Annotated in this window: 16 protein-coding genes; 7 read left to right on the top strand and 9 right to left on the bottom strand. The window is 67.5% G+C overall.

What is annotated here, in order from left to right:
• Positions 1-89: 89 nt before the first annotated feature.
• The 4 genes from CBY09_RS22305 to CBY09_RS22290 all read right to left on the bottom strand — a co-directional run bounded on the left by CBY09_RS22305 (position 90) and on the right by CBY09_RS22290 (position 4,343).
• The gene (locus tag CBY09_RS22305) at positions 90-2,015 is read right to left on the bottom strand and encodes a sensor domain-containing diguanylate cyclase (protein WP_094291767.1); all 1,926 of its coding nucleotides are present in this window, start codon (positions 2,013-2,015) and stop codon (positions 90-92) included.
• Between the two features lie 106 nt (positions 2,016-2,121).
• Positions 2,122-2,874, bottom strand: a complete 753-nt coding sequence (locus CBY09_RS22300) for a sulfite exporter TauE/SafE family protein (RefSeq protein WP_094291766.1) — start codon at positions 2,872-2,874, stop codon at positions 2,122-2,124.
• A 98-nt stretch (positions 2,875-2,972) separates the two neighbouring features.
• A complete protein-coding gene (locus tag CBY09_RS22295; RefSeq protein ID WP_094291765.1) occupies positions 2,973-3,611 on the bottom strand; it encodes a pyridoxamine 5'-phosphate oxidase family protein in 639 nt (212 codons plus the stop codon).
• A 168-nt stretch (positions 3,612-3,779) separates the two neighbouring features.
• Complete coding sequence (locus CBY09_RS22290) at positions 3,780-4,343, bottom strand: carboxymuconolactone decarboxylase family protein (protein WP_094291805.1); 564 nt, start codon at positions 4,341-4,343, stop codon at positions 3,780-3,782.
• 148 nt (positions 4,344-4,491) lie between these two features.
• On the opposite strand from CBY09_RS22290, the gene CBY09_RS22285 reads away from it, so the two are divergent.
• From CBY09_RS22285 to CBY09_RS22275, 3 genes are all read left to right on the top strand, one after another.
• Positions 4,492-5,379, top strand: coding sequence for a helix-turn-helix transcriptional regulator (locus CBY09_RS22285; protein ID WP_094291764.1), 888 nt, complete (start codon positions 4,492-4,494; stop codon positions 5,377-5,379).
• Between the two features lie 159 nt (positions 5,380-5,538).
• A complete protein-coding gene (locus tag CBY09_RS22280) occupies positions 5,539-6,036 on the top strand; it encodes a hypothetical protein (protein ID WP_094291804.1) in 498 nt (165 codons plus the stop codon).
• Positions 6,033-6,296, top strand: a complete 264-nt coding sequence (locus tag CBY09_RS22275) for a hypothetical protein (protein ID WP_094291763.1) — start codon at positions 6,033-6,035, stop codon at positions 6,294-6,296. The genes CBY09_RS22280 and CBY09_RS22275 overlap by 4 nt, the downstream gene beginning before the upstream one ends.
• 14 nt (positions 6,297-6,310) lie before the next feature.
• On the opposite strand, the gene CBY09_RS22270 is transcribed toward CBY09_RS22275, so the two are convergent.
• The 3 genes from CBY09_RS22270 to CBY09_RS22260 form a co-directional block, all read right to left on the bottom strand.
• Positions 6,311-7,957, bottom strand: coding sequence for an acyl-CoA synthetase (locus CBY09_RS22270; RefSeq protein ID WP_094291762.1), 1,647 nt, complete (start codon positions 7,955-7,957; stop codon positions 6,311-6,313).
• Positions 7,958-8,050: 93 nt separating this feature from the next.
• Complete coding sequence (locus CBY09_RS22265) at positions 8,051-9,718, bottom strand: GGDEF domain-containing protein (protein WP_240515818.1); 1,668 nt, start codon at positions 9,716-9,718, stop codon at positions 8,051-8,053.
• A 9-nt stretch (positions 9,719-9,727) separates the two neighbouring features.
• A complete protein-coding gene (locus CBY09_RS22260) occupies positions 9,728-10,813 on the bottom strand; it encodes an ABC transporter substrate-binding protein (protein ID WP_094291802.1) in 1,086 nt (361 codons plus the stop codon).
• Positions 10,814-10,881: 68 nt separating this feature from the next.
• Between CBY09_RS22260 and dnaG the strand changes: the two genes are divergently transcribed.
• From dnaG to CBY09_RS22240, 4 genes are all read left to right on the top strand, one after another.
• Positions 10,882-12,948, top strand: coding sequence for a DNA primase (dnaG, locus tag CBY09_RS22255; protein WP_094291761.1), 2,067 nt, complete (start codon positions 10,882-10,884; stop codon positions 12,946-12,948).
• A 263-nt stretch (positions 12,949-13,211) separates the two neighbouring features.
• Positions 13,212-15,593, top strand: coding sequence for an RNA polymerase sigma factor RpoD (gene rpoD / locus CBY09_RS22250; protein WP_094291760.1), 2,382 nt, complete (start codon positions 13,212-13,214; stop codon positions 15,591-15,593).
• A 258-nt stretch (positions 15,594-15,851) separates the two neighbouring features.
• Positions 15,852-16,889, top strand: coding sequence for a Bug family tripartite tricarboxylate transporter substrate binding protein (locus tag CBY09_RS22245; RefSeq protein ID WP_094291759.1), 1,038 nt, complete (start codon positions 15,852-15,854; stop codon positions 16,887-16,889).
• A gap of 49 nt (positions 16,890-16,938) precedes the next feature.
• Entirely contained in the window at positions 16,939-18,555 is a 1,617-nt protein-coding gene (locus CBY09_RS22240) for a methyl-accepting chemotaxis protein (RefSeq protein WP_240515817.1), read from the top strand.
• Positions 18,556-18,719: 164 nt separating this feature from the next.
• Here the strand turns inward: CBY09_RS22240 and CBY09_RS22235 are convergent, their stop codons facing one another.
• Positions 18,720-19,730 carry a tripartite tricarboxylate transporter substrate binding protein gene (locus CBY09_RS22235; RefSeq protein WP_094291758.1) on the bottom strand — a complete coding sequence of 337 codons (1,011 nt, stop codon included), beginning with the start codon at positions 19,728-19,730 and terminating at the stop codon, positions 18,720-18,722.
• Positions 19,731-19,837: 107 nt separating this feature from the next.
• Positions 19,838-21,055, bottom strand: a complete 1,218-nt coding sequence (locus tag CBY09_RS22230; protein WP_094291757.1) for a CaiB/BaiF CoA transferase family protein — start codon at positions 21,053-21,055, stop codon at positions 19,838-19,840.
• Position 21,056: the final 1 nt, after the last annotated feature.

Below are 21,056 nucleotides of genomic sequence, written 5' to 3'. Positions count from 1 at the left end.
CAAAGCGCTTTCCGCTCCTGAATCAGGAGCGATTGCAACAAGAGAAAACCCAACGCCAGCCGGTGGTGCCCACCCGGTGGGCCTGCGCTTCACTCGGCCAGCGGGCTGGGCGCTGTGTCGGTGCTGAAGCGGTTCTTGCCCGCCTGCTTGGCGGCATACATCGCGGCATCGGCCTGCGCCAGCAGCGCATCGGCATCGCTGCCGTGGCGCGGGTACAGCCCCGCCCCCACGCTGGCCGACACCTGTGCAACCGCACTGTCCAGCACAAAAGGCTGCGCCATCGCGGACAGCACCTTGTCCGCCACAACCTCGCAGTCCTCCACCTGGTCGATGGCCGCCAGCACGATGCCGAACTCGTCCCCACCCAGCCGCGCCACGGTGTCTTCGGCGCGCACGCAGTCCTCCAGCCGCCGGGCGACCTGCTGTAGCAGCTGGTCGCCCGCTGCGTGGCCCCACTGGTCGTTGACGGACTTGAAGCCGTCGAGGTCCACATAGAGCACGGCGGCACGCCGTCCGTAGCGGCGGGCCGATTCGAGCACACGCGCAAAGCGGTCGTTGAACATTACGCGGTTGGGCAGGCCGGTGAGCGCGTCGTGCAGCGCGTCGTGCGACAGGCGCATCTCCAGCTCCTTGTGCGCGCTGATGTCCTGCGTCACCACCACCAGAAAGTCCGGACGGCCCTGCGCATCCTTGACCAGGCCCAGGGCCTCATACACCCACAACAGGCCGCCATCCTTGCGCCGGTAGGCCTTCTCCATCTCGGGCGACAACACGGGCGAGTGCGCCACCAGGCGCTGCGCCAGAAAGCGGCGCACGGCTTCGCGCTCGCCCTCATCGCTCAGCGCAAACAGGTCGCGCTGGCGCAGCTCCTGCAGCGAATAACCCAGCATGCGGCAGAACTTGTCGTTGGCCCGCAGGATGCGGCCCTCGGGCGTGATGTGGGCAATGCCCGTGGCCGCCTGGTGGAAGGTGGCGCGGAACAGCCCCTCGCTGGACGCGAGCGCATCGGCCACGGCCCGCTGGCGCGCCAGCACCACGATGAGCAGCGCGCCAAAACACAGCAGCGCCACGCTCGCGCCCGCAGCCAGGGCCAGGTAGCCCGCACGCCGCTGCATCACGGGTTCCAGCACTTCGCTGGAGGCCGAGCCCACGGTCACCATCAGCGGATGGCCCGCCATGCTGCGGTAGCTGAGGATGCGCGGCACACCGTCCACCGCACCGTGGGCGTCGATCAGATCGTCCTCGGGCGCTGCCGCCTGGCGCTGGAACCAGGGCAGGCTGCGCGCGTCGGCGCCAAAGCTCACCTTGCCGCCAGACTTGCGGCCCCGCACCACGCCATCCAGCCCGGTCAGCTCCAGCAGCCCCTGGGCGCCCAGGTCGGCCTGCCGGTAAAAGTCCGTGAAATTCGTCGGGTCCACCGACATCACCACCACGCCGCCAAAGCGCCCCCCCTCCCTCACGATGCGCAGCGCCATCGGAATGCGCCACTGCCCCGACACACGGCCCAGCACGGGTTCGCTCACGAACAGCTCGTCGCGCTCGCTGCGCCGCAGCGCCTGGAAAAAAGCGCGGTCGCTGTAGTTGACGGCCCCGGTCTCCTGGCTGCTGCTGACGATGTCGCCCTGCTCGTTGACCACGCTGATGATGGTGAACATGGGCTCACGGATCACGCCGCGCGCCACCCAGTCGCGCAGGTTGATGTCGGTGCCCTGCTGCAGGTACTGCTCGCGCACAAAGGCCGCCACCTGCTCAGCCGCCTTGAGGGTGCGGACCACCTGCTGCTCGAAGGCAATGGCCAGGTTGGCGTTGGACTGCATGGCCGAAGCAACGGCCTGCTCGCGCTCGAACGCCACACGCTGCAGCGTGACCAGCCACAGGCCCGCAACGGCCGCGATGCAGCCCAGCGCAATCGCCAGGCTCAGCGGCGTGGCGAGCCGATAGCGGCGGCGCGGCGCCCCGGCTTCAAGACGGTCGTCCGCGTCCGGCGGCCGCGTGGTGTCATCTTTGTGCTCCATGCCCCCGAAATGTAGCGGCGCATCCGCACTTGGTCGATGAAAGGATGGCAATACCAAGAAGCCAACAAAAAAAGGCCTCCAGCGCGCATCTGAAAAGCGCTTTCCGCTATCGATACATGAGCACCCTGGGGACGCTGGCCACCAGCATCGCCACGCCCGACAGCGTCAGCATGCCCAGCACAATCTGCCGGAACCGGGCCTCGCTGATGCCGTGGTACAGCCGGGTGCCCAGCAGCGTGGGTACCAGCATGGAGGGCACGACGATGGCCAGCAGGGGCAGGGCTTCGCGGGTGACCAGGCCGGTGGCGAGGTAGGTGGCAAAGGTCACCAGCAGCATGGCCAGGTTGAAGTTCTGGATGATGGCGCGCTGCACATCCTTGTCGAGCCCGCGCAGGGTGCACCACAGGGTGGGCAGCACACCGGTGAAGCCGCCCAGGCCGCCCATCACGCCACCCGCCAAACCCACCACCGCATCGGCCACACGGCCGCCCCGGGTGATGCGGGGGAGTTGTTTGGCCATGAGCATGGCGGGGCACCACAGCACGAGCAGGGTGCCCAGCACCAGCTTGAACGCGTCCATGTCCAGGCGGGGCAGCACGGCCACGCCGAGGGGGATGCCCGCCAGGCCGCCCAGCACAAAGGGCAGCAGGCGCACGCGGTCAAAGCCCCGGCGCACGGTGGCGGCGGCCACCAGCTGGCCGGTGAGTGCGCCACACACCGTGAGCACCGCCGCTAGGCGCGGCTCCAGGCTCCAGGCCCAGAACGACATGGCGACCATGCCAAAGCCAAAACCCGACAGGCCTTGCACAAAGCCTGCGGCGACGGCGCCGACCGCCACGATCAACAAAACGGAATCCATGCCTCTCCCCCCTGCGTTGGTTGCACGCTGTGCTGGCAGCGCCCTGGTGCCATTGTGTGCGCAGGCAGCGAGGCCACTGCAGCGGGGCCGCGCAAGGCTCAATACAACGTAGCCTGCTGGCGCGCAGGCAGGTCGCGGTCGTAGGTGGCGCCATCAAACTGGCCCAGCGTGATGGCCGCAAGGATGGCGCCCGGTGTGGGCACGGGGCGCGGGGTGCCGGGGGGCACGGTGCTCCACAGGCGCGAGCGCTGGATGGCCCGGGCGCACTGGAAGAAGACGGTCTCCACATCGACCACGATCACGCACTTGGGCGGCTGGCCGTTGACCACGAAGCGCGCAAGCAGATCGGGCGCGACGCTGATGCGTGCGCGGCCATTCACGCGCAGGGTTTCGCCCACGCCGGGGATGAGGAACAGCAGCGCCACACGCGGGTCGGCCACGATGTTGCGCAGGCTGTCGGCGCGGTTGTTGCCACGCCGCTCGGGCAGCAGCAGGGTTTTGTCGTCCAGCAGCTGCACAAAACCGGGCGGGTCGCCACGCGGCGAGGCATCCAGCCCGCCCGGGCCGGTGGTGGCCAGCACCGCAAAGGGCGCGGCTTCGATCATGGCGCGGTAGGCGGGGTGGATGTACGGCACCTCTTTGCTGAGCGATGCGTCGCTGGGCTGGCCGAGCAGCGCCTCCAGGCGCTGCAAAGTGTCGATGGCGTGGGGGTCGGTCGGTGCGGGGGCCTCGGTCATGGAGGTGGCGTCTTTCGTTGGGATGGCAGGGCTGGCCGGGGCGCGGCGGGTCTGCCGCGTGGTCCAACGACATTGTGGTCTGCCAGCGTGACAGGGGCCACAACAGCGCATCTGCCACCTGCCACGCGGGCGCCTGTTGCCAGTGGCAGGAGACCCGGGCCCCGCCGGTCAACGCCCCGGCCGCAGCTTGACGCCGGGGAAATCCACCGGAACGGCCAGCGCCACATTCACATAGTTGGTGAACAGGTTCAGCGCCACATGGGCCACGATCTCAACGATGTGCTCATCGCTCAACCCCTGGTCGCGCAGCGCCTGCACATCGGCGGCATCGACCTGGCCGCGCTGGTTGACGAGCTGCAGCGCAAAGCGCAGCACGGCGGCGGTGCGCGGGTCGGCAGATTCGCCCGACTGCGCCGCGGCCAGCGCCTCGCCGCTCACGCCCGCCTTGCGGCCCAGCGCGGTGTGGGCGGCCAGGCAGTAATCGCAGGCATTGCGGTTGGCCACGGCCACGGCGATCTGCTCGCCCAGGGCCGCGCCCACCACGCCGCCGCCCAGCGCGCCAAAGGCAGCCCACATGCTTTGCAGCGCGGCGGGCGAGTTGGCGACAGCGCGAAACATGTTGGGCGTGGTGCCAAAGGCGCCGTGGATCTGGTCCAGCAGCGCACGTGCCGGGCCGCTGGCGGCGGTGCGGTCTACCAAAGAAACGCGGGCGGTGGAGAAATGGTCGGACATGGTGATTTCCTTGCAGGTGGTGAAACGTTGGAGATCCGGCACTAGGGCGCCGGGTACTGCGGATGCACAGCACCCCTGCAGTGTCTTGCGCCAAGGCGTACTATTGGCCACAAAAAATCCATCATTCATACCAATTCATCCAAATCGCATGCCCACAGACCACCCACAGCCCTCACCAAGCCCCGCGCCGCTGGATCGCCTGTCGCCGCTGCTGGAGCGGTTTCGGGTGCGAGCGCACCTGTTCCACCACGGGCCGCTGTGTGGCGTGACGCACTTTGCGGCGGCGCCGGGCCGGGGCTTTTTGCATGTGCTGCGCCGGGGCGAGATGGTGGTCACGCACCAGCCCCAGGCGGGCCCGCCCGAGCGGCTGGAGGTGTGCGAGCCCAGCCTGCTGTTCTATGCGCGGCCGCTGGAGCACTTTTTTCACAACGCGCCCACCGAGGGCTCGGACTTCACCTGCGCCGCGCTGGACTTTGACGGCGGCGCAAGCCACCCGCTGGCCCGCGCCCTGCCCCCGCTGGTGCTGCTGCCGCTGGGCGCGGTGGACGGGCTGCAGCAGTCGCTGGACCTGCTGTTTGCCGAAACCGACCACCTGCGCTGCGGCCACCGCGTGCTGGCCGACCGCTTGTTTGAAGTGGTGCTGCTGCAGCTGCTGCGCTGGCTGCTAGACCACCCGCAGCAGGCGCAGATGCCGCCGGGCTTGCTGACCGGCCTGGCCGACCCGCACCTGTCGCGCACCCTCACGGCCCTGCACGAGGCGCCCGGCCAGGCCTGGAGCCTGGAGCAGATGGCGCAGCAGGCAGGCCTGTCGCGCAGCGCGTTCGCCGCCCGTTTCAAGGCCGTGGTGGGCGAGACCCCGGCCGACTACCTGGCGCACTGGCGGCTGACGTTGGCGCAGGCACATTTGCGCGGCGGCCGGTCGCTGAAGTCGATTGCCAACGAGCTGGGCTATGCCAACCCTTCAGCGCTGTCGCGGGTGTTCGCGCAGAAGCTGGGGGTGTCGCCACGGGACTGGCTGGACGGTGTTGCCGCATAGCCCGGCTCGACGCGCACCCCATGGGTTGCCACAATGGGCGGCGCCGCCTGCAACACCAAGATTCAAGCAAAATCAGGCCCTGCCGCCCGTCAATAGAGCGCAATCAGCTATCCAATTGATAGCAAATTCATTCCTCTGCCGCCGAGAAGGATGCACGCCATGAACGCTGCCCTCACCCAACTGGCTGCCGACTGCGGGCTGGCCAGCGATGCCCAGACCCCGCTGCGCCTGGCCTTTGGCCTGGCTTGTGTGCAGCGCGTGCGCCACCTGCTGGAAGATCCGGAAGCCATCGCGGGCCTGGACACGCTGGCTGCATTCACGGCAGGCATGGTGGACGCAGCCACGCTGGCCGATGCAGCAGAGCGGCTGAAAGCGGTGGCTTCGCACCACAGGGGTTCGCAATCGCTGGACGGGTCGGCCCACGCCGCCGTGTCGGCCACCTATGCCGTGGCGAATGCCCTGGCTGGCCGGGCACTGGAGGCTGCCAACTACGCGGCCTATGCCACGGTGTACGCCTATGGGGGTTACGCAGTGCAAGACCGCTCGACCTTTGAGCCAGAGCACCAGTGGCAGGTGCAGGCATTGCAGCGGCTGCTGGCAGGCGCAGCAACCCCGCCGTCGGCACCCTCGCTGGCGGCCTGCCAGCCCCCGGCATGAGCCGCCCACCCATCCCCGCCGCGCTGGCCGCTCCGCTGCGCACGATCCTCAACGCCGAACTGGCGCGGGGCAATGCCATTGATGAGGTCGCGGACTGGCCGCCCCATTGCGAGCTGCTCATCATCCTGCGCCGCCCCTTCGCCACGGCCTACCCGCTGGCGCCGGGTATGACTTTCAACGCCATCGAAGACCGGCACTACTGGAAGTCCGAATACCACCTGGATGGCGGGCGACAGACCTTGGCCTGCGGCTTTGGCTGAAGCGCTGCGCAGGCTCAGACATCAATCGCCGCTGCCGACCCGGCCAACTTGCGCAGCTCGAACTTCTGGATCTTGCCGGTGCTGGTCTTGGGCAGCTCGCCAAACACCACGGCACGCGGCACCTTGAAGCCCGCCAGGTGCTTCTTGCAGTGCGCCACGATGTCCTCGGGCGTGGTCTGCGCACCGGTTTTCAGCTCCACAAACGCGCAGGGCGTCTCGCCCCACTTGGGGTCGGGCTTGGCCACCACGGCGGCGGCCAGCACATCGGGGTGGCGGTAGAGCACGTCTTCGACCTCGATGGACGAGATGTTCTCACCGCCCGAGATGATGATGTCCTTGCTGCGGTCCTTGATCTTGATGTAGCCGTCGGGGTACTGCACGGCCAGGTCGCCGCTGTGGAACCAGCCGCCTGCAAAGGCCTCGTCGGTGGCCTTGGGGTTCTTGAGGTAGCCCTTCATGGCGATGTTGCCCTTGAACATGATCTCGCCCATGGTTTCGCCGTCCTGCGGCACGGGCAACATGGTCTCGGGGTTCAGCACGCGCACGTCGCGCTCCAGGTGGTAGCGCACGCCCTGGCGGGCGTTGAGGCGGGCGCGCTCGCCAATGTCGAGCCCGTCCCAGGCCTCGTGTTTGGCGCACACGGTGGCCGGGCCGTAGACCTCAGTCAGGCCGTACACGTGGGTCAGGTCGAAGCCCATCTTTTCCATGCCTTCGATCATCGACGCCGGTGGCGCAGCGCCCGCCACCATGGCCTTGACGCCAGCGGGGACGCCCGCCTTCATCGCGTCAGGCGCTTTGACCAGCAGGCCATGCACGATGGGCGCGCCGCAGTAGTGCGTGACGCCGTGGTTGCGGATGGCATCGAAGATAGCCTGCGCGTCCACACGGCGCAGGCACACGTTGACGCCCGCACGCGCCGCAATGGTCCACGGAAAGCACCAGCCGTTGCAGTGGAACATGGGCAAGGTCCACAGGTACACCGCGTGCTTGGGCATGTCCCACTCCAGCACGTTGCTGATGGCGTTGGTGGCCGCGCCCCGGTGGTGGTAGACCACGCCTTTGGGGTTGCCGGTGGTGCCTGAGGTGTAGTTGAGCGCAATCGCATCCCACTCGTCAGCGGGCAAGCTCCAGGCAAAGGTCGCGTCGCCGCTGGCCACAAAGGCTTCGTAGTCAGTGCCGTCCAGGCTTTGCACGGCGGGGCCGTAGAGCGCGTCCTGCACCTCGATCACGCTGATGGGCGTGGTGGCGGTGCGCAGGGCCAGCGCTTTGGCCATGGTGCCGCTGAATTCCGGGTCCACGATCACGGCCTTGGCCTCGCCGTGGTCCAGCATGAAGGCGATGGCTTCGGGGTCCAGCCGGGTGTTGAGGGTGTTGAGCACGGCGCCCGCCATGGGCACGCCAAAGTGCGCCTCCACCATCGGGGGCGTGTTGGGCAGCATCACGGCCACGGTGTCGTTCTTGCCGATGCCAGCCTGGGTCAGCGCGCTGGCCAGCTGGCGACAGCGCGCGTAGGTCTGGGCCCAGCTCTGGCGCAGCGCGCCGTGCACGATGGCCAGGCGGTCGGGGTAGACCTCGGCCGTGCGTTCGATGAACGACAGGGGCGACAGGGCGGCAAAGTTGGCTTCATTGCGGGGCAGGTGCTGGTCGAAGATGGAGGTCATGGGCGGGTGCGAGAAGGTGAACAGGACACAGCCTAGCGCCGCAGGCTGACACGAAGGCAACACCATGCGCAGAGCCAGCGCCAGGGCGCTAACTCAAACGCTGCGGCGGTGGCTTTGCTTGACACGGTACATGGCCGCGTCGGCGCTGGCCAGCAGCGTGTGCGCGTCCTGGGCGTCGCGCGGGAACAGGCTCACGCCGATGCTGGCACGCACCGGGAAGGGCTGGCCCTCGATGTCCAGCGGTGGCGCAAAGGCCTGCTCCAGCTTGGCCACGATCTGCAGCGCGGCTTCTTCCGAGTCCACGTTTTCACACAGCACGGTGAACTCGTCGCCCGCCAGCCGGGCCACGGTGTCGGCCTGCCGCACGGCGCCCAGGATGACGCGGGCCACGGCCTGCAGCACCAGGTCACCCACGGCGTGGCCGCGCGTGTCGTTGATGGCCTTGAAGTCGTCCAGGTCCACAAACAGCAGGGCGCAGTCGCGGCCGCTGCGGCGCGAGAGTTCGAGCGCCTGCGCCAGGCGCTGCTCGAACATGCGGCGGTTGGGCAGGCCGGTGAGTGCATCGTGGTGCGCCAGGTGGGCCATGGCGTCGCGGCTGGCGTTCAACTCGGTGATCTGGCGGCTGATCTGCTGCTCCATGTCGTGGAAGCTGCGGGCCAGCTCGCCCACCTCGTCCTTGCGGTGCACAGGCAGCGCACCATGCGCCAGCCCCTTCGAGAACGCCTGCGCGGCCGCCACCATGGCCTGCAGCGGCTGCGTGACCACCCGCGACACGCCCGCCGCCAGCACCACGCCCACCAGGCTGAGCACCAGCAGGATCTTGAGGATGCTGCGGCCCAGGTCCAGCACCTCGCCCTGCACGGCAGCCAGGGGCTGCGATAGGCCCACCACCATGAAGCGCCCTTCCTCCTCGCCGCCAAAGGGCATGCGCACAAACGAGAACACGCGCGCCTCGTCGTCGTCGGAGCCGGGCCGGCTGAGCACGGCCTCCTGGGCACGCCCCTCGACCAGCGCCGCCACCGGCGCAAAGCTGTCCTGGATCAGGATGCGCTGGCCCCGGTCAAAGCCAAAGGTCTGGGTGGCATCGGGGTGCACCAGGAAGTCGCCCCAGCGGTTGCTGAGGTAAAAACCATAGGGCGTTGGCAGCGCGGCATCGAAGTTGCGCAAGAACGGCTCGGCCGCCACGCGCACCACCACCACCCCCTGCACCTTGCCGCCCTGCACCACGGGCGAAGCCATGTTGAACACCGGCACCGCTTCCTCGCCCGGGGAGCCCTCGTGGTTGATGCCGAATTCGGACACATAGACCTCCCCCGCCGACAGCGCCAGGGCTTCGAACACAAAGGGGAAATGGGCCTTCTCCTGCAGCGCTTCGTCGGCAATCCGCACGGGCACCCCACCCTGGCGGTCGATGCGCACCAGCTCCAGACCGTAGTCCCAGGCGCTGATGAAACGGATCTGCAGGTAGCTGGGGTGCGCGGCCAGGCTGGCGCGGAAGATCTCGGCGAGGCGGTTCCGGTCAGGCTCCTGCGCTGCCACGCTGGCCAGAAAGGACGTATCGCGCGCGACCGTGCCGAACCCGGCCTGCATGTGGCGCGCCAGCACCTGCGTGGTGGCCATCAGCGCACGTTCGGCCCGCCCCTGCAGACGGTCGCGGCTCGAGTCAAAGGTGTAGTAGCCCGCCAGGATGGCCGCAAACACGCTGAACGAGGCCAGCAGCACCCCCAGGCGCAGTGCAATGCCCCATGTCATGCGCTGCATGCCCATGTGTCAGAACCTCGCCGGGCGGTCGCCCGCCACGATGCGCTGCCACAGTTGCGCGCGCCGGGTTTCGTCCTCCACCGGCTCCAGCCAGACGATGGGCCCCATGGGCACATCCCCCGACAGGGCGGGTGGCTCCTCCAGCGTGTTGGCCAGGCCCTGGCGCCGGGTGAATTCGCGGCTCAGCGCCGGGTCAAGCATGTAGTTGATCCACTCCGCAGCCAGGGCCACCTTGGTGGATCGACGGGTAATGGCCCAGCAGTCGAGCCAGGCCAGCGCGCCCTCTTTGGGCACCACATAGCCCACGTCCAGCCCCGCATCGCGCAACTGCTTGAGCTGCTGCTGGCCGTAGTTGGCGTGCATCACGGCCACCTTGTGCTTGCGGAACAGCTCCACCGACTCCTCGGGCAGGCTGTAGAAAGAGCGCACGTTGCGACGCAGGGCCACCAGGTCCCTGGCCAGCGAGCTGAAACGGTCGGGATCAATGCGAAACGGCGCCAGCCCCCGGTGCATGGCGGCCAGCGAAAATCCATGGCTGCTGCCGTCAAATGCCAGCACCTTGCCCTGCCAGCGCGGGTCCCACAGCACGGCAACCGAGTCCGGGGGCGTGCTGAACTGCTGGCGGTCGTAGACCAGCCCCATCTCGGAATAGGTGAAGGGCATGGCATACACCTCGCCCCACGCGGTGATGCCTGCGATGGACTGCAGTTGCCGAAAACGCGGCAGCTGGCGCGCCGTGTTGGGAATGTTGCTTACGGGCAACGGTGTCAGCATCTTCTGGTCCACCAGGCGCGCGATTTCGGCGGTGTTGGCGGCGACCAGGTCAAACCCGGGGCCGCCCGGGCTGGCCAGCTTGGCGCGCAGGACGTCGTCGGAGGCCACGGTGGTGATCTCGACCTTGACCCCGTGGCGCTTCTCGAACACGGCCACAAAGTCGGCATCGGCATACCCCGGCCAGGCCAGCACGCGCAGCACCGTGGCGGCTTGCGCCGGGCCAGGCAGCACCGCCCCCAGGCCTGCGGCCAGCAACGCTGCCGCCGCACTGCGGCGCCGCACCTGATGCGGCCCAGTGCCTGCTGCTTGCTGCCATGCCATGCACGCCATGCCGAAAGCCCCGCTTTGTAATAACTGGTAACAAACAGTTTACGCGGACAATACACCGCGTGACGATCCCTCAGTCTTTCATCCAGGAACTGCTTGCCCGCGTCGATGTGGTCGACATTGTGGGCCGCTACGTTCAACTGAAGAAAGGCGGGGCCAACTTCATGGGACTGTGCCCTTTCCACGGGGAAAAGTCGCCATCTTTCAGCGTCAGCCCCGCCAAGCAGTTCTATCACTGCTTTGGCTGCGGCAAAAACGGCAACGCCATCAGCTTCTTGATGGACCACGCAGGCATGGGTTTCGTCGAGGCCGTGCAGGACCTGGCCCAGGGCGTGGGCCTGCAGGTGCCTGACGACGACATCTCGCCCCAGGAGCGCGAGCGCGCCGCCGCCGCCCGCCAGAAGCAGGCCACGCTGAGCGACGTGCTCGAGAAAGCCGCCGATGCCTACCGCCGCCACCTGCGCGAGTCGCAGCGCGCCATTGGCTACTTCAAGGGCCGGGGCGTGTCGGGCGCCGTGGCCAAGCGCTACGGGCTGGGCTATGCGCCCGAGGGCTGGCGCAGCCTGGCCAGCGTGTTCCCGCGCTACGACGACCCGCTGCTGGAGGAAAGCGGCCTGGTCATCGTGGGCGAAGAGGGACAGGACAAGCGCTACGACCGGTTTCGCGACCGGGTGATGTTCCCCATCCGCAACGTGAAGGGCGAATGCATCGGCTTTGGCGGCCGGGTGCTGGGCGACGACAAACCCAAGTACCTCAACTCGCCCGAAACCCCGGTGTTCCACAAGGGCCGCGAGCTGTACGGCCTGTTCGAGGCCCGCACTGCCATCCGCGAGCACGGCTATGCCCTGGTCACCGAAGGCTACATGGATGTGGTGGCGCTGGCGCAGCTCGGGTTTCCGAACGCCGTGGCCACCCTGGGCACGGCCTGCACGCCCGAGCATGTGCACAAGCTGCTGCGTTTTACGGACGCGGTGGTGTTCAGCTTTGACGGCGACAACGCGGGCCGCCGCGCCGCGCGCAAGGCGCTCGACGGGGCCCTGCCCCACGCCACCGACACGCGCAGCATCAAGTTTCTCTTCCTGCCCGCCGAGCACGACCCGGACAGCTTCATCCGCGCCCACGGCACCGACGCCTTCGCCCAGCATGTGGGCAACGCCGTGCCGCTCAGCCGCTTTCTGGTCGAATCGGCCAGCGAAGGCTGCGACCTGGCCACGGCCGAGGGCCGCGCCCACATGGCGAGCAACGCCCGCCCGCTGTGGACGGCCCTGCCCGACGGCGTGCTCAAGCGCCAGCTGCTGGGCGAACTGGCCGAACTCACCCAGCTCAACGCACGCGACCTGTCGGAGCTGTGGAACTCTGGTGGCGGTGCCCGTGAGCCTGCACGTGTGCCCGCCCCGGCACCGCGCCCCCAGGCCCCGGCCGCCAGCCCCTATGCCGATGAGCCCCCCTGGGGCGACATGCCGCCCCCCGACCTGGACGGCTGGCAGCCCCACCACGAGCCCGAATACGTGGGTGGCGGGGGCACATCCGGCGGCTACGAGGCCCCTGGCGCTGGTGGTTACGGCGGCGGCAAGCCCCCGTTCCGCAAGAACAGTGGCGGTGGCGACTGGAAAAAGGGCAGCAACGGCAAATGGAGCAAGCGCGACAAGGACGCGCCTTGGCCGCCCCAGCCGCGCCTGCCCCGCACGCCCGCCATGGGCCGGGCCGACCACGCCGCGCGGCTGCTGTTGTCGCACATGGCGTTTCTCGAAGAGCTGACCCATGACGACCATGCCGCGCTGTGCGCCCAGCCCTCGCCCCACGGCCCGCTGTTCACCTGGCTGGAAGCGCAGTTCCACGAACACGGCCCCCTGGCCTGGGCCGTGCTGCGCGAAAGTCTGCGCGACCACGAATGCGAAGACCTGGCGGTGAAGGTGATGACCGGCGCCCACGCCCAGACCGAGGGCGAGCTGGCCGAACTCCGGCTGGAGCTGCGCGATTTGCTGAACCGCATGCTCATCGAGGACATCGCCGAGCAGCAGAAGCTGCTGATGCTGCAGGCCGCCCAGGACCCCTCGGCCCTGGAGCGCTACCGGGCTCTGGAGCAAAAACGCAAGATTTTGTTGGGCGTGAACACCGCAACGGCTTGAAATCGAGTCAAATGGTATGATGTAGGGTTAGGCAAGAGCGACAGCAGCACCTCCGAGCCGGGCCACCGCGACAAACGCGCACCTATGCGCTGATGGGCCCACTTATCGCAAGGACTGCACACCAAATGATCGCCCAGACATCTTGCCGCTGAGGGCATCCCCTCGAAGTGCGAAGACCGTTCAGCTTCGCACCGCCACCCGCGCCGGGATCTGTGGCGCTTGCGATTTCTTTGTGTGTCCGTTTTTGATTCTGAGGTTGTTCCATGCCCGCTCAAAAGTCCGCGAAGCCGCCCAAGTCCGCTCCAGGCACTGCCGCAAAGGCTGTTCCCACCCCTGCTGCCAAAGCAACTGCGAAAGCTCCGGCCAAAAAGCCTGCAGCCGCCGCGCCCGCTCCAGCAGCCAAGAAAGTCAAAACCGTGTCCGTGAAAAGTACCGCCGAGCTGATCAAAGCCGCCGATGAGCTGCTGAAGAAAAAGCCTGCCCGCGCCAAGGCTGTCGCCGCTGCCGCCGACGAAGAAGAAACCCCGAAGAAGCGCCCCGGCCGCCCCGCCAAGGCTGCAGGCACCACCGCCGAAGCCAAGGCCCCCGCCAAGCGTGGCCGCAAACCCAAGGCTGCCGCCGCCGGTGACGAAGGCGGCGACGACACCGACCTGTCCGACATCGAATCGGACCTGGAAGGCGAAGTCGAGGAGACCCCGGAAGCGGCCGCCACGGTCGAAAAGGTCAAGCCGCTGCGCATGAAGATCAGCAAGGCCAAGGAACGTGCCTTGATGAAGGAATTCGGCCTGGACGAAACCGTCCTGTCCGAAGAAGACATGCAAAAGCGCCGCCAGCGCCTGAAGGCCCTGATCAAGCTGGGCAAGACACGCGGCTACCTCACGCACGTTGAAATCAACGACCACTTGCCCGACAAGCTGGTCGATGCCGAAACCCTCGAAGCCGTCATCACCACCCTGAACGACCTGGGCGTGGCGGTGTACGAGCAGACGCCCGATGCCGAAGCGCTGATCATCACGGACAACGCTCCCGCTGGCGCCACCGAGGAAGAAGCCGAAGAAGCCGCCGAAGCCGCGCTGTCCACCGTGGACTCGGAATTCGGCCGCACCACCGACCCGGTCCGCATGTACATGCGCGAAATGGGCACGGTGGAGCTGCTGACCCGCGAAGGCGAAATCGAAATCGCCAAACGCATCGAAGGCGGCCTGATGGCCATGATGGAGGCGATCAGCGCATCGCCCGCCACCATCGCCGAAATCCTGAACATGGGCGAGGAAATCCGCGAAGGCAAGGTCGTGATCTCGACCATCGTGGACGGCTTCTCCAACCCCAATGAGGCCGACGACTATGTGGCCGAAGAAGACTTCGACGAATTCGACGAGGCCGATGACGACGACGGCAAGGGCGGCAGCAAGGCGCTGACCAAGAAGCTCGAAGAACTCAAGAAGCAGGCGCTGGAGCGCTTCGACAAGCTGCGCGAGCTGTTCGAAAAAGTGCACAAGGTGTACGACAAGGAAGGCTACGGCACGCCTGCGTACATCAAGGCCCAGCAGGCCCTGTCGGCCGAGCTGATGACCATCCGCTTCACCGCCAAGACCATCGAGAAGCTGTGCGACATGGTGCGCGGCCAGGTGGACGATGTGCGCAAGAAGGAACGCGAACTGCGCCGCATCATCGTGGACAAGTGCGGCATGCCCCAGGAGACCTTCATCAAGGACTTCCCGCCCAACCTGCTGAACCTGCAATGGGTCGAGAAGCAGGCCGCTGCGGGCAAGCCCTGGTCGGCCGTGATTGCGCGCAACATCCCGCCCATCCAGGACCTGCAGCAAAAGCTGATGGACCTGCAGTCGCGCGTCGTGGTGCCGCTGGCCGAGCTCAAGGGCATCAACAAGCGCATGAACGAGGGCGAAGCCACCTCGCGCGATGCCAAGAAGGAAATGATCGAGGCCAACCTGCGCCTCGTGATCTCGATTGCCAAGAAGTACACCAACCGGGGCCTGCAGTTCCTCGACCTGATCCAGGAAGGCAACATTGGCCTGATGAAGGCGGTGGACAAGTTCGAATACCGCCGGGGCTACAAGTTCTCGACCTACGCCACCTGGTGGATTCGCCAGGCCATCACCCGCTCGATCGCCGACCAGGCGCGCACCATTCGTATCCCGGTGCACATGATCGAGACGATCAACAAGATGAACCGCATCAGCCGCCAGCACTTGCAAGAGTTTGGCTTTGAGCCCGATGCGTCCATCCTGGCGGCCAAGATGGAGATCCCCGAGGACAAGATCCGCAAGATCATGAAGATCGCCAAGGAGCCGATCTCCATGGAAACGCCGATCGGGGACGACGACGACAGCCACCTGGGCGACTTCATCGAGGACGGTGCCAACACCGCTCCTATCGAAGCCGCCATGCAGGCCGGCCTGCGCGACGTGGTCAAGGACATCCTGGACGGCCTCACGCCGCGTGAAGCCAAGGTGCTGCGCATGCGTTTCGGTATCGAAATGACCAGCGACCACACCTTGGAAGAAGTGGGCAAGCAGTTCGACGTGACCCGCGAACGCATCCGCCAGATCGAAGCCAAGGCACTGCGCAAGCTCAAGCACCCCAGCCGCTCGGACAAGCTGCGCAGCTTCATCGACTCGCTGTAAGCGCCGTAAGCCTCGCAACCCAGCCTTCGCTGGCCCCAACGCCCTGCCCCGCATCTGCGGCGCAGGGCGTTTTTTTGGGCTTTGCTCAGCGCGGCCCCCACGTTTACCCCCATGCCAGCGACAGCAGACTGACAGCTTGGATGGTGACCATTGCCACACGGCTGAAGGAGACTGCCATGCAGTTCGGCAATCTCCTGTCGCAGTGCGCACAGGCCGACCCAACGATCTGCATCCCCCCCTTTTTTTGCCAAAGACCGTATGACGACCTCCTTCAACCGCCGCCAGATCCTTGCCCGCGCCACCGCCACGGGCGCCATCGGCGCACTAGGTACCTCGTTTGCCACTTCCGCCTGGGCCCAGGCGGCCGCCGCAGGCGCTGCCGCGCGCAGCGCGCCGCCCAAGGCACCCAAGCTGGTGGGCACGCTGCGCATCGTGATCCCCGCCAACCCCGGTGGCGGCTGGGACCAGACTGGCCGCGCGCTGGGCGCAGCGCTGGTGGGCGCGGGCGCGGCCGACCAGGTCGAGTACGAGAACATCGGCGGCAAGGGCGGCACCATTGGCCTCGCCAAGTACGCTGAAAAATACGGTAACGATGCCAACACCTTGTTCATGGGGGGCATGGTGATGGTGGGCGCCGTGGCGCTGCAGAAACCTGCCGTGGACATGGGCCAGATACAGCCCCTGGCGCGCCTGACCAGTGACTACCTGGTGGCGGCGGTGGCGGCGCAATCGCCCATCAAAACCACCAAGGACCTGGCCGATGCCATGCGCGCAGACCTGAAGGCGGTGCCCGTGGCCGGTGGCTCTGCCGGAGGGGTGGACCATATCTTTGCGGGAGTCTTGGCGCGTGCCACCAAGGCCAACCCGGAAGGGCTGGTCTACAAGCCGTTTCCGGGTGGTGCCGACGTGGTCGAGGCCGTGATGTCTGGCAACGCGGCCGTGGGCCTGTCGGGCTACAGCGAGTTCAGCGACGCGATTGCGGCGGGCAAGCTGCGTGCCATCGGCGTCTCGTCGCGCCGCAGCGCGTTTGGCCTGCCCGCATTCCGCGAACAGGGACTGGACGCTGTCATGGCCAACTGGCGCGGCGTGTTCACCGGCAAGGGCGTGGCACCTGCGCGGGCGGCCGAGATGCTGGCCGCCATCGAAGCCGCCACCCACCATGAGTCCTGGACGCGCACGCTCAAGCAGAACCGGTGGGAACCCTCTTGGCTCACGGGCAAGGATTTGGCAGAGTTCATGGAGCTGGACCTCACCACCGCCCGCGTGATGGTCTATTTGCTCAAGCTGAAGGCCTGATCTCACCACCAGGCCCTCCGGGCCCGCTGCAGAACCTTTGGAGCCTCTGATGAAAATGTCCAACCACTCCATCGGCGCACGCATGGCCACGGCCCTGGGCCTGGTGCTGGCGCTGCTGCTGGGCGCCGCGCTGTTCGGCATCGCCACGCTGTACCGCACGCTGGGCACCTACGACACCACGGTGCTCGGGCGGGTGGCGCAGGAGCGCGCCGTGAGCCGCATGGAGAGCGAGTTCAAGACCCAGGTGCTGGAGTGGAAGAACACCCTGCTGCGCGGCGAAGACTCGCGCAAGCGCGAATTGCACTGGAACGCCTTCCAGGCCAGCGAAAAACGGGTGGCCGATGCCGCCAAGGCGCTGGAGCCCCAGCTGACCGACGCGCAGGAAAAGGCCGCGCTGCAAAAGTTCACCCAGGCCCACGCGCAGATGGCGCAAGGTTACCGCAAGGGTTTTGAAGTGTTCCAGTCGCTGGGCTTTGTGCCATCGGCTGGGGATGCCGACGTGGCAGACATCGACCAGGGCCCGGCCAAGCTGCTCACCGAGCTGAGCCAGCAGGTGGCCGCCAGCAGCGCGGCCATTGCCCAGCAGGCGGGGCAAGACGCGCGGCGCGCGCTGGTCAGCAGCCTGGTGGCGCTGGCGCTGGTGACCGCACTGGGCGCGTGCGCGGGCTGGCTGCTCACGCGGTCGGTGGTGCGGCCGCTCGGCGTGGCCGTGTCGCTGGCCCACAAGGTGGCAGCGGGCGACCTGACCACCAGCATCCGTGTGGAAGGCCGCGACGAGCCCGCCCGGCTGCTCGAAGCCCTGCGCGCCATGCAGGACAACCTGGAGACCGTGGTGGCCGGTGTGCGCAGCAACGCCGAGGGCGTGGCCAGCGCGAGTGCCGAAATAGCCCAGGGCAATGCCGACCTGAGCATGCGCACCGAAGAGCAGGCTTCGTCGCTGGACGAAACCGCTTCGTCCATGCAGCAACTGCAGGCCACGGTGCAGCAGAACGCCTCGAACGCGCAACGCGCCAACGAACTGGCCAAGAGCGGCGCCACCGTGGCACAGCGCGGCGGCGATGTGGTGACGCAGATGGTGGAGGTGGTACAGGGCATCCAGGAAAGTTCGCGCCGCATTGCCGACATCATTGGAGTGATCGACGGGATTGCGTTCCAGACGAATATCCTGGCGCTTAATGCCGCCGTGGAAGCCGCGCGTGCGGGTGAGCAGGGCCGGGGTTTTGCGGTGGTGGCCAGCGAGGTGCGCAACCTGGCCACGCGCAGCGCCGGGGCGGCGCGCGAGATCAAGGCGCTGATCCAGACCAGCGTGGAACGTGTGCAGGCGGGCTCGGACCTGGCGCGGGATGCGGGCACCACCATGACCGAGGTCGTGGCGTCCATCCGCGAGGTGAGCAGCCTGATGGAAGAAATCAGCCAGGCCAGCGCCGCGCAGACCTCGGACATGCAGCGCGTGACACAGGCCATCGTGCGCATGGACGACGTGACGCAACAGAACGCCGCCCTGGTGGAAGAAAGCGCCGCCGCCGCAGGCAGCCTGAGCGGCCAGGCCCGCCAGTTGGTGGATGCCGTGGCGGTGTTCCGCCTGCGGCACCAGTCACATCAGCAGCATCCGCAGCGCTCTCCGCAACACCACCAGCATCACGCGTTGCCCGCACCACAAGCCTGACGCAGATTACTATCAAAACAATAGCTTAAAAGGCTTACCCATAGCGCGGTAACGTCCTAAAAAGCTTCAAATTTTTGCTCCGGAGCGGCGTGGCGAACGGTCAGGCGGCCTGACAGGCCACGCCCTGCCCCACCCGCCGCCCGGTCTCGGCGGGTCTCGGTCCGTCAGTCAATCTTCACGTGGGCGTTTTTCACCACCTGCGCCATGCGCGCGGCTTCGGTGCGGAAGAAGGCGGCGGCGGGTTCGGGCGGCGTGAGCTTGATCTCGTAGCCCTGGGCAAGCAGAGCATCGCGCGCCTCGGGCATCTCCATGGCGGCCTTGAAGCCGTTGTACAGCCGCGCGAGCTCGGCCTTGGGCAGGCCCGCAGGCGCCACGGGGGCGATCCAGCCATCCAGTTCGTAGCCCGGCAGGCCCTGTTCGGCAATGGTCGGCACCCCGGGCAGCAGGGGCACGCGGCTGGCCGTGGTCACCCCCAGGGCGCGCAGCGCACCCGACTTGATGTGCGCCGCAGCGGGCGCCACCGCCACCACCCCCAGCTGCACCTGCCCGCCCAGGATGTCGTTCATCAGCGGGCCCATGCCCCGGTAGGGGATGTGCTTGATGTCGAGCTGCGCCTGGTCCACAAACATGGCCGCGCCCAGGTGCAGGATGGTGCCGTTGCCGGACGACCCGTAGTTGAGCACGCCGGGTTTCGACTTGGCCAGCGCGACCAGCTCCTGCACCGTCTTGGCGGGCACCGAGGGGTGGGCCACCAGCACAAAGGGCGTGGCGCCAATGATGGTGATGGGCGTGATGTCGGTCAGTGAGTCGAACGGTATGTTCTTGTACACGCTGGGGTTGACCACATGGTTGTTGGACACCACACCGATCACCGAGCCGTCCTTGGGCGCACGCACGATTTGCGTGGTGCCGGTGATGCCACCCGCGCCCGGCAGGTTCTCGATGACGATGGGCTGGCCCAGTGCCTTGGCCAGGCTGGTGCTGATGGCACGGATGGCGCCGTCCGCCCCCGAGCCCGCCGACAGCGGCAGGATCACGCGCAGCGGCTTGCCGTCGCCCTGGGCACGGGCCAGGCGGGGCAGGCCCCAGGCCGCAGCGGCCAGCGCGGCGGCGCCGGTGGCCAGGGCCTGGCGACGCGTGGGCAGGCCGTGCGTGGCGGGCGCGATGCGGGGCAAGTCAAAGGCAGGGGTGGACTGGGGCACGGTTGTCTCCGGTGGTGGGGTGGGGAATCCGGGGGCCTGCGGTCTGCGCCGCGTGGGGGGCCCCGGTCGTCAAGGAAAGATCAGGCAATGGCCCCGCTGGCCTGCAACGCGGCCACTTCATCGGCCGTGTAACCCAGGCCCTGCAGCAGCTCGGCGGTGTGCTGGCCCAGGCGCGGCGGGTCACGGCGCACATCCAGGCGCTGGCCGTCCATGCGCAGCGGCATCAGCGTGATCTGCGCAGTCTGCCCGGCGCGCTCACCGTCGGGCAGCGTGATGTCGGCCAGGCCACCGGTGGCTTGCAGGTGCGGGTCGTAAAACAGTTCTTCGGGTCGGCGGATGGGTGCAAACGGCAGGCCGTGGCGCTCGAAGATCGCGGCCAGCTCATCGGCCGTGTGCTGCGCCAGCCGCTCGCGCAGCACGGGCATCAGCGTGGGACGGGCGCGCACGCGGTCGTTGTTGGTGGCGAGGCCCGTGTCGGCCTTCAGGTCGGCATAGCCCATGGCATCGCAGAAGGTCTGCCACTGCGCATCGCTCACGGCGGCCAAAAAGATCTGCCCGCCGTCCTTCACGCTGAACACGTCGTACACGGCCCAGGACGAAATGCGGTCGGGCATGGGGGCTGCCGGTTTGCCGGTGACGGCGTACTGCATCATGTGCTGGCCGACCAGGAACACGTTGTTCTCGAACAGGGCCGAATCCACCTCCTGCCCGCGCCCGGTGATGCCGCGCTGCATCAGCGCCGCCATCGCACCGATCGCGCCGAACATGCCGCCCATGATGTCGTTCACGCTGCTGCCCGCGCGCAGCGGGTCGCCAGGGCGGCCGGTCATGTAGGCCAGGCCGCCCATCATCTGCACCACCTCATCGAGCGCCGTGCGGTGCTCGTACGGGCCGGGCAAGAAGCCCGTGTGGTTGACGTAGATGAGGCGCGGGTTGACCTCGCTCAGCGCGGCATAGTCCAGGCCGTACTTGGTCATCACGCCCGGCTTGAAGTTTTGCGCCACCACGTCGGCGGATGCAGCCAGCTTGCGCGCCACCGCCAGGCCCTCGGGGCTGCGCAGGTCGATGGCAATGCTCTTCTTGTTGCGGTTGAACATGGGGAAGAAGCCCGCGCCCGCGCCCAGCAGATGGCGGGTGCGGTCGCCATCCACAGGCTCGACCTTGATGACCTCGGCGCCCAGGTCGGCCAGTACCATGCCGCAGGTGGGGCCCATGACCATGTGGGTGAACTCGACTACGCGCAGGCCTTCGAGCGGCAGGCGGGGGGACGAGGGGGTGGCGGGTGTGTCGTCGTTCATG

The sequence above is a fragment of the Acidovorax kalamii genome, from assembly GCF_002245625.1.
GTDB lineage: Bacteria > Pseudomonadota > Gammaproteobacteria > Burkholderiales > Burkholderiaceae_C > Acidovorax > Acidovorax kalamii.
This window is presented reverse-complemented; position numbering and strand designations above follow the sequence as displayed.